General features: G+C 67.2%; 16 protein-coding genes and 2 pseudogenes. 8 read left to right on the forward strand and 10 right to left on the reverse strand.

The annotated features are described in order from the left end of the window. Positions 1 to 104: 104 nt before the first annotated feature. Positions 105 to 392: a hypothetical protein gene (locus tag NC4_RS31290; protein WP_067545610.1), complete on the forward strand. Its 288-nt coding sequence runs from the start codon at positions 105 to 107 to the stop codon at positions 390 to 392. Between the two features lie 36 nt (positions 393 to 428). Here the strand turns inward: NC4_RS31290 and NC4_RS31295 are convergent, their stop codons facing one another. Next, positions 429 to 1622, reverse strand: a complete 1194-nt coding sequence (locus tag NC4_RS31295) for a PucR family transcriptional regulator (RefSeq protein WP_067545613.1) — start codon at positions 1620 to 1622, stop codon at positions 429 to 431. A 193-nt stretch (positions 1623 to 1815) separates the two neighbouring features. Here NC4_RS31295 and NC4_RS31300 point away from each other — a divergent pair, with 193 nt between their 5' ends. Both NC4_RS31300 and NC4_RS31305 read left to right on the forward strand, forming a co-directional pair. Further along, positions 1816 to 3207: a lipase family protein gene (locus NC4_RS31300; protein ID WP_067545617.1), complete on the forward strand. Its 1392-nt coding sequence runs from the start codon at positions 1816 to 1818 to the stop codon at positions 3205 to 3207. A gap of 50 nt (positions 3208 to 3257) precedes the next feature. Next, positions 3258 to 3536 (forward strand): hypothetical protein, encoded by a 279-nt coding sequence (locus NC4_RS31305; protein ID WP_067545651.1) that lies wholly within the window; start codon positions 3258 to 3260, stop codon positions 3534 to 3536. A 14-nt stretch (positions 3537 to 3550) separates the two neighbouring features. Here NC4_RS31305 and NC4_RS31310 read toward each other — a convergent pair whose 3' ends face one another. From NC4_RS31310 to NC4_RS31345, 8 genes are all read right to left on the reverse strand, one after another. After that, positions 3551 to 4126, reverse strand: a complete 576-nt coding sequence (locus NC4_RS31310; protein ID WP_067545654.1) for an adenine phosphoribosyltransferase — start codon at positions 4124 to 4126, stop codon at positions 3551 to 3553. A gap of 37 nt (positions 4127 to 4163) precedes the next feature. Then, complete coding sequence (locus tag NC4_RS31315; protein WP_084529946.1) at positions 4164 to 5939, reverse strand: ABC transporter substrate-binding protein; 1776 nt, start codon at positions 5937 to 5939, stop codon at positions 4164 to 4166. Between the two features lie 2 nt (positions 5940 to 5941). Beyond that, the gene (gene secF, locus NC4_RS31320; protein WP_067545660.1) at positions 5942 to 7198 is read right to left on the reverse strand and encodes a protein translocase subunit SecF; all 1257 of its coding nucleotides are present in this window, start codon (positions 7196 to 7198) and stop codon (positions 5942 to 5944) included. Between the two features lie 2 nt (positions 7199 to 7200). Next, complete coding sequence (secD, locus tag NC4_RS31325; protein WP_067545620.1) at positions 7201 to 8979, reverse strand: protein translocase subunit SecD; 1779 nt, start codon at positions 8977 to 8979, stop codon at positions 7201 to 7203. A gap of 96 nt (positions 8980 to 9075) precedes the next feature. Continuing rightward, the gene (yajC, locus tag NC4_RS31330; RefSeq protein WP_067545623.1) at positions 9076 to 9459 is read right to left on the reverse strand and encodes a preprotein translocase subunit YajC; all 384 of its coding nucleotides are present in this window, start codon (positions 9457 to 9459) and stop codon (positions 9076 to 9078) included. A gap of 88 nt (positions 9460 to 9547) precedes the next feature. Beyond that, complete coding sequence (locus tag NC4_RS43460; protein WP_067545625.1) at positions 9548 to 9946, reverse strand: nuclear transport factor 2 family protein; 399 nt, start codon at positions 9944 to 9946, stop codon at positions 9548 to 9550. A gap of 22 nt (positions 9947 to 9968) precedes the next feature. Then, entirely contained in the window at positions 9969 to 10442 is a 474-nt protein-coding gene (locus NC4_RS31340) for a hypothetical protein (RefSeq protein WP_067545627.1), read from the reverse strand. Positions 10443 to 10544: 102 nt separating this feature from the next. Next, positions 10545 to 11435: an alpha/beta hydrolase family protein gene (locus NC4_RS31345; RefSeq protein WP_169814904.1), complete on the reverse strand. Its 891-nt coding sequence runs from the start codon at positions 11433 to 11435 to the stop codon at positions 10545 to 10547. A gap of 177 nt (positions 11436 to 11612) precedes the next feature. On the opposite strand from NC4_RS31345, the pseudogene NC4_RS43465 reads away from it, so the two are divergent. The 3 genes and pseudogenes from NC4_RS43465 to NC4_RS31355 all read left to right on the forward strand — a co-directional run. Further along, a pseudogene (locus tag NC4_RS43465) lies at positions 11613 to 11714 on the forward strand (helix-turn-helix transcriptional regulator); the annotation flags it as partial. 40 nt (positions 11715 to 11754) lie between these two features. Beyond that, a complete protein-coding gene (locus NC4_RS31350) occupies positions 11755 to 12447 on the forward strand; it encodes a DinB family protein (RefSeq protein ID WP_245722059.1) in 693 nt (230 codons plus the stop codon). A gap of 1 nt (position 12448) precedes the next feature. Next, positions 12449 to 12979: a dihydrofolate reductase family protein gene (locus tag NC4_RS31355; protein WP_067545631.1), complete on the forward strand. Its 531-nt coding sequence runs from the start codon at positions 12449 to 12451 to the stop codon at positions 12977 to 12979. A gap of 53 nt (positions 12980 to 13032) precedes the next feature. Here NC4_RS31355 and NC4_RS31360 read toward each other — a convergent pair. Next, positions 13033 to 14526, reverse strand: a pseudogene (locus NC4_RS31360) (flavin-containing monooxygenase). A gap of 39 nt (positions 14527 to 14565) precedes the next feature. On the opposite strand from NC4_RS31360, the gene NC4_RS31365 reads away from it, so the two are divergent. Together NC4_RS31365 and NC4_RS31370 are read left to right on the forward strand one after the other, a co-directional pair. Continuing rightward, positions 14566 to 15231: a TetR/AcrR family transcriptional regulator gene (locus NC4_RS31365; RefSeq protein WP_067545633.1), complete on the forward strand. Its 666-nt coding sequence runs from the start codon at positions 14566 to 14568 to the stop codon at positions 15229 to 15231. Between the two features lie 67 nt (positions 15232 to 15298). Then, positions 15299 to 15642, forward strand: a 344-nt coding sequence (locus tag NC4_RS31370) for a DivIVA domain-containing protein (protein ID WP_218021347.1), incomplete at its 3' end; no start/stop codon positions are given.

Below are 15642 nucleotides of genomic sequence, written 5' to 3' on the forward strand. Positions count from 1 at the left end.
CCGAGGATGAGGTTGCCCGACACGCGCTTTCACTCCCCCGCGTGTCGCTCGAACGTGGCCGACGAACGGTTTGAACGCCGCCCGCGAACGGGCATCCTGGGCATATGCCGTACGTCGCCCGCAATGAGGCAACGGCCGCCCGCATCATGGGGACGGTCGGAGCCGTGTTCGCCCTGATCGAGGGCGTGTACATACTGCTGTTGTTGTTGGACGCCGATCAATCCAATCGGTTCTTCCAATTCATCAAATCGCTGGCCGAACCCCTTGCGCTGTTCTTCCCCGGACTGTTCAAACTCGGCAATCCCGACCTGGACATCATCCTCAATTACGGTCTGGCAGCGATCTTCTGGCTCATCGTCACCGGCTTCATCGCCCGGGTCGTCGCACATTAGCGGGAGGTTTCCGAAGGTATTCCGGCCGTTTCACCCTCAGAGGTCGGCGGCGCGCAGATCGTAGGCGGTGAGCGCGGCGGCGAACAAGGGTGTGTGCTCGGAGCGGCCCGGGTCGTAGCCGGTGAGGGCGGCAATGCGGTTCAGGCGGTAGTTGAGGGTATTGCGGTGCACCACCAGGGACTCCGCCGCGGCAATGCGATTGTGGTCGTGGGCGAGGAAGGCGCGCAGGGCGTCCATGAGATGCAGGTGATCGGCGAGGGGGGCGAGCAGTTCGAGCAGCCAGGCGCGGGCCGGACCGGGGCGGGCGAATTGGTATTGCAGGGCCAGGTCGGCCATGCGGTAGACGCCGGTGGGGCGGCCGAGCCCCAGGGCCAAGCGGGCGATCTCGCCGGATTCCTCGGCGCGGGACGGAACCTCGGAAACCGATGCGGCGGTGGCCATTCCGGCAATGACGCGGACCCCGGCCGCAGCCGCGATACGCGCCACCGCGGCTTCCAGCCGGGCGGGCGGTTCGCCGCTCGGCACCAGGACCCAGCCCCCGGCCCGGTCCAGCAGGGTCAACGCCTGCGGTGAGAGGGCATCGATCTCGCCGTGAATGACCCGCATGGCCGGGCGCACCCCGTCCGCGGTGGCGGCGGCGTCGGCGGTGCGCAGGGCGAGCACGTGATAGCCGCCGAGGGTGAGGCCGAATCGTTCGGCCAGCAATTCCACGGGTTTGCCCTGTAGGAGCGCCTGCGCCAGGGTGCGTTTGGCCTCGCGCTGCTCCCAGTGCAGGTCCTGGCGTTCGCGCAGATACGAACCCGCGACGCCGGGGATGACCGCGCCGAGGTACTCCGGCAGACGCGGGACCGCGGCGAGCAGCTCCTCCCGCTGCCCCTCCCCCTGGACGGAGGCCGCCAGGAAATTCCAGGCCGCTAGTGCGCCCCGGTGGTACACCGACAGCACGGCGTCGAGCGGAATGCCTTCGCGCGCACGGCGAACCGCGACGTCGATCATATCGTCGAGATCGCCCGCGCAGGGCTCGCGGCCTTCGGTCAGCAGGCGCAGGAACAGGCGCAGATTGTCCTCGGCGCGATGCACCAGATCGTGTTCGACCACATCGCGGGGCAGTTGCTCGTAGTCGGGGACGCTGCGCACGACGGCGGCCATGACCTCGCGGGCGACCTCGGGCAGGTGGTCGTTGACGAAGTCGGGGAAGGGTAGCGCCGGGTCCCCCGATGCGGTGCTCATCCCGACATTGTGGCGCTGAACCAAAGCACCCGCAGGATATTCGCGCACAACAGGACAGTTCCGGCACAGCCGGGCCGAAATCCTGTCATTCGAACAAATGCCGGACTCCAACCCTGATTCCGCGCACAGAGACCGCGACCACCCTCGTCTGAGACGGTTGATGCCCACATCGCTGTGCGCAGAAAGAGATTCGATGACATCACGCAGATGGGGACGGCTGCTCGCGGCCGGTGTCACCATCGGACTGCTGTTCGAGGCGGCTCCGGTGATCGCCGTCGCCGAGCCGAGCAAGGAGGTCGCGATCAAGCCGCCGCCAGCGGTGACGCTGCCGCCGGAATTCGACGAGTTCTACGCGCCCGAGGCCGGGCTGGTGGCGGCGGCGCAGCCCGGTGAGATCCTGCGGGTGCGGCGGATCATGCCCGCGTTATTCGGGTTCGTGCATCTCAATGTCGATGCCTGGCAGCTGCTGTACCGGACGACCAATAGTTTCGGCGACGCCATTGCCACGGTCACCACCGTGCTGGTGCCCAAAGCGCCCCCGCCGGAGGGCGGACGCAAGCTGCTGTCGTATCAGATCGCGGAGGACAGCGCCGCGCAGTACTGCGCGCCGTCGTATGTGATCCAGTCCGGTGCAATACCTTTCGACTATGTCAATGCGGCCGAGGTGCTCATCCCCATCGCGGCTGGGGTGGGCGAGGGCTGGACTGTAGCGCTGCCCGACTACGAGGGCCCGAAATCCTCCTACGGCACCTCCAAACTCAATGCGCAAACCACCCTCGACGGCATCCGGGCGGTCGAGAATTTCGCGCCCGCCCAGCTGTCCGGGCCGGAAACACCGACGGCGCTGTGGGGCTACTCCGGCGGCACCGTGCCCTCCTCCTTCGCCGCGGAGATCGCCCAGACCTACGCGCCGGAGCTGAATATCGTCGGCGTCGCGGCGGGCGGAATCGCGGCGGCCGACTTCGGGCATGCGTTGCGGCACAACAACAGAGGGCTCTACACCGGCCTGGTCATGGGGGTGTTCGCGGGCAACGCCAACGAGTACCCCGAAGTGCGGGAGATGCTGCGCAATGGCATCGTGGACCCGGTGAGCCAGCTGCTGCTGGCCTCGAAGAGCCTGTTGTGCCATCCGATGGGCACCGCGCTCGTCCCGTTCTACGACTATCTCGGCGCGTTCCAGGGCGATCCGCTCCAGCATCCGGCGATTCAGCGCTTTCTGGCCGAGAACTCGCTCGGGCAGGCCACACCGGATATGCCGGTGTACATCTATCACGCGCAGTTCGACGAGATCCTGCCCAATGCGGGGGTGAACCGCCTCGTCGACAAGTACTGCGCCGAGGGCGCGCCCAGCGTCACCTATGAGCGGGAACTGGTGGGCGAGCACATTTCCGGCGTCGCCGCGCAACTGCCGGGGGCCATCAAATTCCTGCGAGATCGGCTCAATGGCGTACCGGCGGTCACGGGGTGTTCGATCAGCAGCCCCACATTCGTGATGGCGGAGCCGCGCTTCTGGCAGACGGCCTCGGAAGTGCTGCCCACCGCACTGGCCGCGCTCCTGGGCCAGGCCATTGGAACCGGCCGCTGACCGGGCTGTTTCGATCGGCACACCGCGGGCATCACCCGAGCATGCCCTACATGTACCGAACCCGAGAGGGCGCCGGGGCCCGCATTATCGCGGGCGTCGGTGCCCTGTTCGCCCTCATCGAGGCGATCTACATTCTCATGCTCGTTTTCGAGGCGGACCAGGCGAACCGGTTCTTCCAAGGCATCAAATCCTTGGCCGAACCGCTCGCACTGTTCTTCCCCGGCCTGTTCCACACCGGTGACGGCAAACTCGACATTGTCGTGAATTACGGTCTGGCAGCGGTGTTCTGGCTCGTCGTGGCCGGATTCATCGCCCGGATAACGGACTGACGGCGACCAGCCGTCTAGTCCAGCTTGACGATCGATGTCAGCGGGTAGTCGCCCTGCCGGTCCCGGCCGCCGAGGAAGCTCAGCTCCAGTACCACGGCGGCCGCCACCACCTCCGCGCCCGCCGCCTTGAACAGCTCCGCCGCGGCGGCCAGGGTGCCGCCGGTGGCGAGCACATCGTCGAGTAGTAGCACCCGGCGGCCCGCGAGATCGATGCCGTCGGCCGGGATTTCCAGTGCCGCCGAACCGTATTCGAGGGTGTACTCGCGCGAGATCACCGGCGGCGGCAGCTTGCCCGCCTTGCGCACCGCGATCACGCCGGTGCCCAGCACCGCCGCCACGCCCGCGCCCAGCAGGAAGCCGCGCGCGTCCACACCGGCCACCAGATCGGCGTCCGGCGCGCACGAGGCGAAGCAGTCCAGCACGGCGCGGAAGCCGTCGGCATCGGCCAAGACCGGCGTCAGATCGGCGAAACGCACGCCCGGGGTCGGGAAGTCGTCGTGCCAGCGGGTCAGCCGCGCCACCGCCTCCCCGGCGCGGGCGGCCCGCTCCCCGGCGAATTCCGCGGTCTCTGCCATCTCGTGCTTGCTCATCTGCACCTGCTCCTCGTCACCAACGCCACCACGGCACTCACCGTTTCAATACCCAGCGATCCATATTCCATCCCGCACCCGCGCGGGTCGGGCTGGCGATGCCGTTCTCCATGCCGTCGCCGAACGCGATGGTGCGCGGGGTGGCGAACAGCGGGATGGAGGGCATCTCACTCCACAGCAGATTCTCCTGCTCGGTCAGCAGGTTCAGCACGGTCGCCGAATCCTGCTCGCCCGCGAGCTGATCCGCGATGGCATCGTAGCGGCCATTGCCGAAGCGGCCGTAGTTCACACCCTGACCTGTGTACAGCGCCGCAATCGCGTCGGTGCCGGTGAGCGAACCCGACGGACCGGGCATGGCGGCCGCGCCGCCGAGCACGGCGTCCACCTTGCCCTCGGCCAGTTGCGCCGCGGCGAAATCGGGCGCGCCCGCATCGACGACATTGATGCCCGCGGCCTTGCACGATTCCGCGATCATCGACACCGTCTGGGCGCGCCGCTCATCGGGGGCCACATAGCCGATGCGCACGGTCGGGTTCTGCACCCCGGCGGCCTTCAGGGCTTGACCGGCCGCGGCCGTATCGGCGTTCTTGTACCGATCGGAGGCACCCGCGACCGCCACGTAGTACAGCGAGTCCTGTTGCAGGGTACGGGAATTCAGCGGACCCGAACCCAGCGCGGAGGAGGCCTCGAAGCCGGGATGCCCGAGCTTGTCGAACAGCGACTGCCGGGGCACGCACAACGCCAGCGCGCGACGGGCGTCGGTGGAGCTGAAGACGCCGCCGGTGCTCAGGGTCAGCAGTTCCGCGCCGCGACCGGGCACGGTCTCACCATTGAAGCCGTCCAGGCTCACCTCGCCCAGGGAGCCCCCGCCGATATCGAGCACGCCGACCGCGCCGTCGTCGACCTCCTTCTGCAGATCGGTGTTCTTGTCCCACACCACGATGCGCGGCGTCTTGGCGGAATTGCCCCACCATTTATCGTTCTTGACCAGCACCAGGCCGTCGTCCTTGCTGAACGATTCCACCCGGTACGGGCCCGAGGAGGGGAGCACCGACAGGTCCAGCTTGCCGGGCGTGAGGATCCAGCCGGTATTCCAGAAGTCGGCGATGCGCTCCATGACGGCCTGATCGCCGGTCGTGACGGCCTGCACCAGATTCGGCACCTTGGCGGCGGTGGCGACCACGTGCGCGGGCATGATCTCACCGGCATTGAACAGCGTCTTCCACGCCGAATAATGCTTGCCCGGACGGAATGTCACCGTCGCGTCCTTGGACCCGGCCTGACATTCCACCCGCTCGATATCGCGGTAGCCCAGCGTGCTCGCCGCGTCGAACATCGGAATTGGCCCGCCCGGACCGGCTTTGGTGAACCGGCCCGAGCGCGCCGCCCAGGCCAGCACCAGATCGTCACACGAGGTGGCGGTGCCGTCGGAGTAGACGCCGTCCGGATTCAGCCGGTACTGGATGGTCTGCGACTCCCCCGGCACCTCCTTGGCGGTGCCGGTATCGGTGTCGGCCACCGGCTGCCCGTCCGGACCGGTATAGAAGAACCCGGTCAGCACGCGCGAGAAGACCGCCGCCGCACCGCTGTTGGCGCCCAGCGTGGAGCTGCCGTTGTAGCTGGCGACGGCCGTGTCCACGCCGTAGCCGATGGAGGGCACCTGGTTCTTGCCCGCACAACCGGCCAGCAGACCGGCGCTCAGCACACCCGCCGTGGCCACGATCAGGCCACGGCGGAGCAGAGCGCGGGGGCCGCTGGTCCGGCCGATCGATTCGCTGTCTCGCCGTCCCACCGTTCGCAACCCCCTGCGCATGCTCAGTGCCTTCTCTTGTGTCGTTTCCCGCTCGGCCGGGCGCCGGGGCGTGGACCGCCCCCGTCCCGGGTGCGCGGACCGTGGCTCTCCCGTCCGGCCGCGAAACCATCGAAGGACGTGGTCTTCTCGAAGGAGGTGCGGCTGGCGGCCCCGGCCCGGCTGGCGCCCACCTCGGCCGCGCGGGCGCTGGCGGCGCCGGAGCGGCGCGCCATCACCTTGCGGGTGTGCTCGGCCACCGGGCCGAACCGCTCCTTGATCGACACCAGCAGCGGCACCGCGAAGAAGATGGAGGAATAGGCGCCGACGATCATGCCGACCAGCTGCACCAGGGCCAGATCCTTGAGGGTGCCGACGCCCAGCAGCCACACCGCGATCACCAGCATGCCGATGATCGGCAGCATGCCGATGACGGTGGTGTTGATGGAACGCATGAGCGTCTGGTTGGCGGCCAGGTTGGCCTTCTCCGCATAGGTGTGCTTGCGCAGATGCAGCACGCCCTGGGTGTTCTCCTCGACCTTGTCGAACACGACCACGTTGTCGTAGATGACGTAGCCCAGAATCGTGAGCAGGCCGATGACCGCGGCGGGGGTCACCTCGAAACCGACCAGCGAATAGATGCCCGCGGTGACGACGAGGTTGAAGAACAGCGACCCGATGGCCGCGATCGACATATCTCTCTCGAAGCGGATGGCGATGTAGATCATGGTCAGCACCACGAACACCGCCAGCGCGATCAGGGCCTTCTGGGTGATCTGACCACCCCAGGTCTCACTGATCTCGGCCACGGAGATGGCATTGCGGTTGACCTGCCCGTCGGAGTCCTTCGGCTGGAAGGCGTCGAACAGGGCATCGGTCAGGGTGACCGTCTGCTCCTCGTCGAGGGAGTCAGAGCGGATCTGAATGGCCGCCGCCGCACCGGAACCCACCTTCTGCACCGTCACCGGTGCATGGCCGAGCGCCGAGCTGTAGACCTCCTCCACCTTGGAGGTGGTGACATTGTCCGCGGCGGGCAGCTGGATGCGGGAACCACCGGCGAAGTCGATGCCAAGGGTGAACCCGCGCACCGCGATGCTCAGGATCGCGATGATCACCAGGACGGCGCTGAGGCTGTAGAAGAACTTCCGCCGCCCGACGATCTCGAAACCGCCGGTGCCGGTGTAGAGCCGCTCGAACAGGCTGTGCTGCGGCGTACTCCGATCGGCCTCGGCGTCGAGCTCGGAATCGATGTCCAGGACCGGGGTGCTGGATTTGCTGCGCATGATCACGCCTCCTTCACCGCGACGCCGGCGGCCGCCTTGCGTTCGCGGGCAATCTGAGCAACGGCGCCGAGACCGTTCACCGACGGCTTCGCCCAGAACGGCGAGCGCGACGCCAGCATCATGAGCGGCGCGGTGACCAGGTACAGCACGATGAGGTCGAGCACGGTGGTGAGGCCCAGGGTGAAGGCGAAGCCCTTCACCTGACCGGCGGCGAGCAGGTACAGCACCGCGGAGGCGATGAGGCTGACCGTCTTACCGGACAGGTTGGTGCGCTGGGCGCGGGCCCAGCCGCGCGGGACCGCGGACCGGAAGCTGCGGCCTTCGCGCATTTCGTCCTTGATGCGTTCGAAGAAAACCACGAAGGAGTCGGCGGTCAGACCGATACCGATGATCAGACCGGCAATACCGGCGAGATCGAGGGTGAAGCCGATGGACCTGCCCAGCAACACGATCAGGGCGTAGACGGCCGCACCCGCCGCGAGCAGCGAGAAACCGGCCAGGAAGCCCAGCATGCGGTAGTAGAGCAGGCAGTACAGCAAGACCGCGATCAGACCGACGAGACCCGCGATCAGACCCGCGCGCAGCGAGGACAGACCCAGGGTCGCCGAGACCGTCTCCGCCTCGGAGGTGGAGAACGACAGCGGCAGCGAACCGTACTTCAGGGTATTGGCCAGTTCCTTGGCCGTGGTCTTGTTGATGCCGGTGCCGGAAATGGCGGTGCTGCCGCCGTACTGGCCCGCCTGCTGCACGACCGGCGCGCTCACGACCTTGGAGTCGAGCACGAAGGCCAGCTGCTGGTTGTAGTACTCGGTGGTCAGCTTGCCCCAGGTGTCGGCGCCGCCGGACTTGAACTCGACGCTCACCATCCACTTGGATTCCTGCGAGTTGAAATCGCCGGTGGCGTTCTTGATCTCCTGGCCGCCGAGCTTGGAGACGTCGAGCAGGTAGACCTCAGTGCCCTCGGTATTGCAGGTGACCAGCGGCAGGTTCGGGTCGTCGTTGCCTTCCAGCGGATCCGGCTTGGAGCAGTCCATGATCATCATGGCGATCTGCTGCACCGACTGATCGGTGCTCTGCCGCAACGCCTTCGCGGCCGCGATGTCCTGTGCTTGCTGCTGCTGCGGGGTCTGCGGCTCGGCGGTCGGGGCCGGTGCGGTGGTGGGGGCCGGTTCCGTGGTCGGCGCGGGTTCGGTGGTCGGCGCGGGCTCCGTGGTCGGGGCCGGTTCGGTCGGCTGCTGGGCCGGGAACACGCGGTTATGCACGGCCGGGGCCTCACCCGTGGTGGGCGGGGTCGCGGTTTCCGCGCCGGGTGCGGTGGCATCGGTCGGCGGCACGGTCGCACCCGCTGGCGGGACCGGCTGCTGCTGTTGCTGATTGACCGGCTGGCCATTCACCACCTGCGGCGGGATGGACTGCAGCACCGGGCGGACGTAGAGCTTGGCGGTGCTGGCCAGCGACTTGGCCTGGCCGCCGTCCTCACCCGGCACCGTGATGACCAGGTTGTCGCCCTCGATGACGACCTCGGACCCGGAGACGCCGAGGCCGTTGACGCGGCGCTCGATAATGTCCTGCGCCTGGCGCAGACTGTCCTGGCTCGGCTTGCCACCGTCGACGGTGCGGGCGGTCAGCGTGACGCGGGTACCGCCCTGCAGGTCGATGCCGAGCTTGGGGGTCGCGGATTTGTCACCGGTGAAGAACACCAGGCCGAACATCACGGCCACCAGTGCGGCGTAGACGCCGAGCAGGCGCAGATGGCGCGCCTTTCCCTGGGAAGGTGGCACAGTACTTATCTCCTAGGCGGAATCGGGGGGAGCGAGCGGGCACACCGCAGCGCCGTCGGCCGCCGGATTGTCCGGCGGCCGACGGCGCTGGCTGTGTCAGTCCTTGGACAGGCGCGTGGTGTCGTCGGCGGCGTCCGCGACGGCCTCGGTGGCGGTCGCGGGGGTGCCGTTGACGGCGGTGCCGGTGGTCTCGGCCGTGGTGTCCTCGGTGGTGGTGGTCTCGACATCGTCGGTGCGCACCTCGCGGATCGCGGCGCGCGACCAGGTGGTCACGACCTCCTCGGCGATCTCGAGGTCGACGGTGGTGTCATCGACGTCCACCACGGTGCCGTACAGCCCCGACGTGGTGACGACCCGGTCGCCGGTCTTCAGGCTTTCCTGCATCTCCGTAACCTTGGCCATCTCGCGCTTCTGGCGGCGGACACCGAGGAACATCGGGATGAGCAGAGCAACCAGCAGCAGCGGCAGCAGAAGGTCCATCGTCGAAGTCAGCCCCTAGTCAATGGTCGAATGGGTGCGTGTCCCCCACAGTCTGCCAGCAATCACCCGAACTAGACGCGCCGACTCTCTATCCGACCCCGCCAACGCGTTCCTGCCCGTCCCATTGATCCGGCGCGAAGGGCCACTCCTCGAACCACACGCACCGCCCCATCCCATCGAACCGCACCACCCAAAGGTCCCGCCACCTGCCCGGATCATCGTTCTCGTACTCCACGAAAACCCGCACCACAGCGGTACCCCCCTCCACCGCGACCACCTCCGACATCATTCGGAACGGCTCGTCGGCCCCGCTCCGCCCGGCCTCCCAGAACGCGGCGAGAGCCTCCAGCCCCACTATCGGCTTCGCCCAGGGCGAAACCACATACCGCACCCGCTCGCCGAACAACTCCCCCAGCCCCGCGGTCCCCGGAGTCCGCCAGGCCCGTTCGTACGCTCCGACCCACCGCGCTACACCCTCGCGATCCATGAATTCGACGCTACGCCCGCGATCAGCGAACAGCGCCCTCCCACACGGCCGGAGCCCCGAATTCGCCCGGACGGGGTCCGACCGGCACACGGCGGGCGCGACGGTGATCCAGCACGGCGAGCACGATGGTCACGAGAGCCGCCGCGGCATAGACCGGAAGCGCGTACCCGGCGATGGCGCTGAAGACGTCCATCGCCTGCCGGGAAACCTCGGCCTCGCCGGTTGCCAACGCCGCCAGCGAAACCGGGTACTGGTCGGAGACATCGGTGAAATCGGGGAGCGTCGAAGCGAAGGTCAGCAGGGCGATATCGGCGACGCAGAGGGCGATCAGGGTGCGGGGGCGCAATGCGGGGGCGAATACCGCGGTGAGGGTTGTCGCGAGAATCAACGGGGCGAGAATGGCCAGTGCGACAAAGCCGATGGTCATGAAAACGATGATGAGCCACCATCCGGGGGCCGCGAAGCGTACGCCGAGCGCGAGAAGCGCGATGACCACCTGACTACCGATAAGCACTGCCCGATTCATCGATCGACCTTCCATTCACGAAGTGGGACGGGTCGATCCTTCGGGACCGCGAGCCGCGGCGACTGCGCTCGATTACCCGATTCGCTGCGTAGAACCACTCACGAAGGAGTCGATGCGTGTGATCAGGGCGGAGTTGTCACGGATCCAGGCGTAGTGCGGGTTGGCCGGGGCATCGAGGGTGAGGGTCCAGCGGGTGACGGATGCGCTCGTCAGCTTGTCGGCGAGGGCTCGAACGCCCGCAGGGGTGGCCATGGCGTCGCCGGTGATGGAGATCGCGAGGACCGGGAGGGTTGGGCGGGACAGGGCGGATTCGAAATCTATTGGGGAGGAAGGGACACGGTAGCGGCCCGTACGGATCTGGGTGGCGAAGTCGCGTAACAGGTGGGTCGAGTCATTGCCCAGGATGCCGAGGCGGCGGCCCGGGAAGTAGCCAACCAGGGGGCTGACGGCCGCGGCGAGTTGGGACGCGGCGAGGATGGCGAGATTCTTGGGGAAGGGCCAACCGGAGTGGTGGCAGGAAGGGGCGCCGATGAGGATGGCGCCGGTGGCGGCTTCAGGGTGCTGCCCCAAGCAGAGGGCGCCCAGCTGGCCGCCGAGGCTGTGGCCCAGCAGGTAGCGGGGGGCTTCGGGGAAGGCGGCGTCGACCATGGCGAAGAGGGCGGGATAGTCGCGGGTGACAATGTCGTGGTAGCCGTAGCGAACACCACGCTCGATGCGCACGGAACTTGTTCCCTGACCGCGTAATTCGCCGAGAACCACCTGGAAACCCGCCTGCGACAGCGCTTCCGCCAACGGCGTGTACACGGCGGCGCGAGTGGCCATGGCGGGCATGCAGATCAGGACCGGGGCCGCGGGCGCATCGGTCCTGCGGTAGACGCGGGCTTCGAAGGTCTCCCCGTCCCCGGCTCGCACGATCTCGGTGGTCACTTCGGCAGATGGAATCAACACCGCTCCCTTGTTCATGATCATCCTTCGCGGCGCGCTCGACCGGTGTCAATGCGGGCCGTGCGCACGTGAGCAATTTCGGTCAAGCGGGCGCGCGGGCGGTTGCGCCAGACTGGGTCGGTGCACACAGGACGAGATCGGCTTCGGGAGTTGCTGGACGCGGTGCTCGACGAGGACAACGCCACGCTCGGGGAGATGGCTGCCGATGCGTATGCTTCGCCGTTTCATTTCTCGCGGCAGTTCTCGCGCGGGACCGGGGAGACGCCGGTGGCACTGCGCAGGCGGGTGCTGTTGGAGCGGGCGGCGTGGCAGTTGAGCCGGGGGCGGAGCGTGACGGATGTGGGGGTACGACTCGGTGGAGGGGTTCAGCAGGGCGTTCAGCCGGGCGTACGGGCATCCGCCGAGTGGGACCGGCGACGAGCAGAAGCAGCGGTGGCTGCCCGCGGTCAATGGGGTTCACTTCCATCCGCCGATGTCGTTGTGGGTGGAGAGCGAGCCGAGAGGACGGGCGGATATGGATCCGACAGCGGTCATGCTGCACAACGATCTGGATGACACGCGGGAATTGCTCACGGCCGCAGCGGGTCTCGATGAGGAACGGTATCGGCGGGTGCAGGCGCCCGGGTTGACGGTGCTGCCATGGGACGGACCGGAGGAATCCATCGCGGCCGTACTGCACCGGCAGGTGCGGACCCGGGAACTGTGGCTGACCTCGATCGACGGCAAGGACACCCCGCCCGAGGGCGCAGACGATCCCGACACCTTGATCCGGCGGTTCGACAAGATCGCGCCGCGCTGGCTGGAGGTCGTGCCGGAGATCGATCGGCGCGGGGGCTGGAACGACACCCTCATCGACGCCCTGTGCGAACCGCCGGAGAGCTTCGTGCTCGGCAGCGTGATCGCGCATGTCTTGACGTTCTCCGCGCATCGGCGGCTGCTCGTGCGGCACTGGTTGCGCACCGAATCACCGGATATCGCAGAGAAACTCGGTTACGGAGACCCGATCATGTGGCTCCGGCAGAGAGGATGAGATGACCCGCACCACCTATTACACCGCCGCCAGTCTCGACGGCTTCCTCGTCGACTCCGACAACTCCCTCGAATGGCTGCTGCACCGGAAATCCGATGAGCAGGGACCGATGGGATTGGATCCGTTCATCGAGAGCATCGGCGCGATCGCCATGGGCGCCAATACCTATCAGTGGATCATCGACTACCACCCGGACGCCTGGGCGTACAAGGCGCCGGTCTGGGTGTTCACCCATCGCGACCTCACCGCCGCGCCCGGGCGCGATATCCGGTTCACCACCGAGTCGGTGCCCGCGGTGTACGAGCAGATGGCGGCCGCCGCCGGGGACAAGGACCTCTGGGGCATGGGCGGCGGCGATCTGGCCGGGCAGTTCGCCGATCACGGCCTGCTCGACGAGATCATCGTCTCGTTCGCGCCGGTCACCCTGGGCGCCGGGGCTCCCCTGCTGCCCCGGCGTCGCGAGCTGAAGCTCACCGAAGTCGCGATGAACGGCGAGTTCGCCTGCGCCCGTTATCAAGTGCTTCCGGACTGAGGAGTCCGGGACGCGCGGTCGACCGCCGACCGTGCCGACCGCGCGCTCCCTGCTCAGGCCGACTTCACCCCGTAGGTGTAGTCGTCGAGCGGGAAGCTGACCGCCTCGCGGTGGGCGTTCACGGTGCTGGTGGGGCGCAACAGGGCCGCCTCGCCGTGCTGGTTGAAGTAGTAGCTGCGGGCGGTGGCGCACTGGCCGCCGTAGAAGACCGAGGAGCCGAGCTTCTCCGTCACGCGGTCGAGGAACTTGGCATTGGCGGATTCGGTGATCTCGAAGACCTGCTCGCCGCGGCGGAACATCTCACCGAACAGGCGCGCCATATGCTTCATCTGCGCCTCGATGGTGGTGAAGTAGGACAGGCCACTGTAGGAGTAGGGGCTGTTGAGCGAGACGAAGTTGGGGAACTTCGGCACGGTGATGCCCTCGTAGGCCTGGAAGCGGTTGTCGCGCCAGAACTTTCCGAGATTCACGCCGTCACGGCCGATGATCTCGATGGCCGGGAAGTTGACGCCCCAGAGGTTGAATCCGGTGGCCAGGATGAGGGTGTCGATCTCGGTCTTGTGGCCGTCGGCGGTCACGATGCCGTCGGCTTCGAGGTGATCGATGGAGTTGGTCTCCAGGCGCACATGCGGTTCGTTGAACATCTTGAAGTACTGGTTCGAGAACGTGGGCCGCTTGCAGCCGAAATCGTAGTCCGGCGTGAGCTTCTCACGAGTCTCCTTGTCGCGCACCGAGGCCCGTAGATGCGCCTTGGCCAGCACGCCCGCGGCCCGGTTCAGCGGCTTGGCCTCCTTGAAGTGCAGCACGCCGACCACCATGAGCGCTTCCAGCATGGTGGTGTTGACCATGCGGGCGGCCTTCTGCGTCAATGGAACTCGCGCGAACAGGCTCTGCACCGGCTTGGGGATGGCGGTGTCGACCTTGGGCACCACCCAGATCGGCGTGCGCTGGAAGACGGTGAGCGCCCGCGCCTTCTTGGCCACCTCGGGGATCAGCTACACGGCGGTCGCGCCGGTGCCGATAATGGCGGCCTTGCGGTCGGTCAGGTCGTAGTCGTCCTCCCACGCCGTGGTGTGGATGATCTTGCCCTGGAAGGTGTCGATGCCCGGGAACGGCGGCGTGTAGGGCTGGGACAGGAAGCCGGTGGCGGCCATCAGGTAACGGGCAGTGAGCGATTCGCCGTTCTCCAGCGCGACGGTCCACTGCTGGTTCTCCTCGTCCCAGCGCGCCCCGCCGACCACGGTATTGAACCGCATACGCCGCCGCAGGTCGTACTTGTCGGCCACGTGCTCGGCGTACTTCTTCAACTCCGCGCCCGGCGCGAACAGCCGCGACCAGTGCGGATTGGGTTCGAACGAATACGAGTAGGTGACCGAGGCTATGTCCACGGCCAGACCGGGATAGCGGTTGACGTGCCAGGTGCCGCCGAGGTCGTCCTCGCGCTCCAGGATCACGAAGTTGCTCAGGCCGAGCCGATCCAATTCGATGCCCGCGCCCATACCGCCGAAGCCCGCGCCGACCACGATGGCGTCGTACTGAGGTGCCACGCCGAACCTCCCGAAAGAAAATGATGCCCGTATCACGGAATGACATATCATTCCGTTTGTGATCACCGTATCATCGGGAGCGTGACGAAGCCATCCTCGAGAATCGAACGACGCAAGGCCGAGCTCCGCCAGGACATCATCGACACCGCCTTCGCCCGCTTCGCCGAGAAGGGCTATCACGCCACCGGCATTGCCGATATCGCCGCCGAGCTGGGCATCGGGCACGGCACCTTCTACCGCTACTTCGCCAATAAGCGCGACATCATCGATCACGTCATCGACGATCTGGCCGCGCGCATCATCGAGGCGCTCGGCACCGACAATGCCCCCGACGCGGCCGACACGCTGGAGGCCTACCGAGCCCAGACCGACCGCATCGGCACCGCGCTCATCGGCATATTCCTCGAGGATCACCGGGTGGCGCAGCTGCTTCTGTTCCAGGCCACCGGCATCGACGCCGAACTGACCATGCGCCTATACGGCCTGCTCGACTCGGCCGACGCGCTGACCGCCGGATATCTCGAACACGGCGTGGAACAGGGCTACCTGCGCGCCGATCTGGATACCGCCAACACCGCGCGCGCCGTGACGGGCATGATTCTGGCGGCCATCATCCACGGGCTGCGCGATCCCGATATGACCGCCGTCGAGGGGCTCGGCCAGGCCATTCGCAGGCTGCTCATCGACGGCGTGCGTGCGGACTGATCCGGCAATTCGGATTCACATGGGGCGGCGGCGATTCGGACATGAGCGCATTGGCACAATGACGCGGGTGACCCCCGAGGACGTCCGCCGCAAACGATTCGGCCATGCGCCGTTCGGGCACCACGGCTACCACCCGGCCCAGGTGGACGCCTTCTGCGCGCGCATAGCCGAAACCCTCGCGGGACACGATCACCTCACCGCCGCCGATATCCGCCTGGTCGAATTCGACGCGCCGCCGCGCGGGCATCGCGGGTACGACATCGAACAGGTCGACGACTTCCTCGACCATGTGTGCACCGAACTGGAATTCGTGCGGCGCGGGCGGGGACGGGTGCCGTCGGGGCGGTTCGAGGATGCGCTCACCCACGACGATGTGCTGCGCATCCAGTTCTCCGCTCCCCCGTTCGGGTT

The organism is Nocardia crassostreae (genome assembly GCF_001613405.1).
In the GTDB taxonomy this organism is placed as follows: Bacteria; Actinomycetota; Actinomycetes; order Mycobacteriales; family Mycobacteriaceae; genus Nocardia; species Nocardia crassostreae.

Excerpts from the sequence above, each read along its gene's own strand:
- NC4_RS31305 (WP_067545651.1), top strand. The coding sequence starts at position 3,258 with ATGTACCGAACCCGAGAGGGCGCCGGGGCCCGCATTATCGCGGGCGTC.
- NC4_RS31310 (WP_067545654.1), bottom strand. The coding sequence starts at position 4,126 with ATGAGCAAGCACGAGATGGCAGAGACCGCGGAATTCGCCGGGGAGCGG.
- NC4_RS31295 (WP_067545613.1), bottom strand. The coding sequence starts at position 1,622 with ATGAGCACCGCATCGGGGGACCCGGCGCTACCCTTCCCCGACTTCGTC.
- NC4_RS31300 (WP_067545617.1), top strand. The coding sequence starts at position 1,816 with ATGACATCACGCAGATGGGGACGGCTGCTCGCGGCCGGTGTCACCATC.
- yajC (WP_067545623.1), bottom strand. The coding sequence starts at position 9,459 with ATGGACCTTCTGCTGCCGCTGCTGCTGGTTGCTCTGCTCATCCCGATG.
- NC4_RS31355 (WP_067545631.1), top strand. The coding sequence starts at position 12,449 with ATGACCCGCACCACCTATTACACCGCCGCCAGTCTCGACGGCTTCCTC.
- secF (WP_067545660.1), bottom strand. The coding sequence starts at position 7,198 with ATGCGCAGCAAATCCAGCACCCCGGTCCTGGACATCGATTCCGAGCTC.
- NC4_RS31350 (WP_245722059.1), top strand. The coding sequence starts at position 11,755 with ATGTGGGGGTACGACTCGGTGGAGGGGTTCAGCAGGGCGTTCAGCCGG.
- NC4_RS31315 (WP_084529946.1), bottom strand. The coding sequence starts at position 5,939 with ATGCGCAGGGGGTTGCGAACGGTGGGACGGCGAGACAGCGAATCGATC.
- NC4_RS31345 (WP_169814904.1), bottom strand. The coding sequence starts at position 11,435 with ATGAACAAGGGAGCGGTGTTGATTCCATCTGCCGAAGTGACCACCGAG.
- NC4_RS31290 (WP_067545610.1), top strand. The coding sequence starts at position 105 with ATGCCGTACGTCGCCCGCAATGAGGCAACGGCCGCCCGCATCATGGGG.
- NC4_RS43460 (WP_067545625.1), bottom strand. The coding sequence starts at position 9,946 with ATGGATCGCGAGGGTGTAGCGCGGTGGGTCGGAGCGTACGAACGGGCC.
- NC4_RS31365 (WP_067545633.1), top strand. The coding sequence starts at position 14,566 with ATGACATATCATTCCGTTTGTGATCACCGTATCATCGGGAGCGTGACG.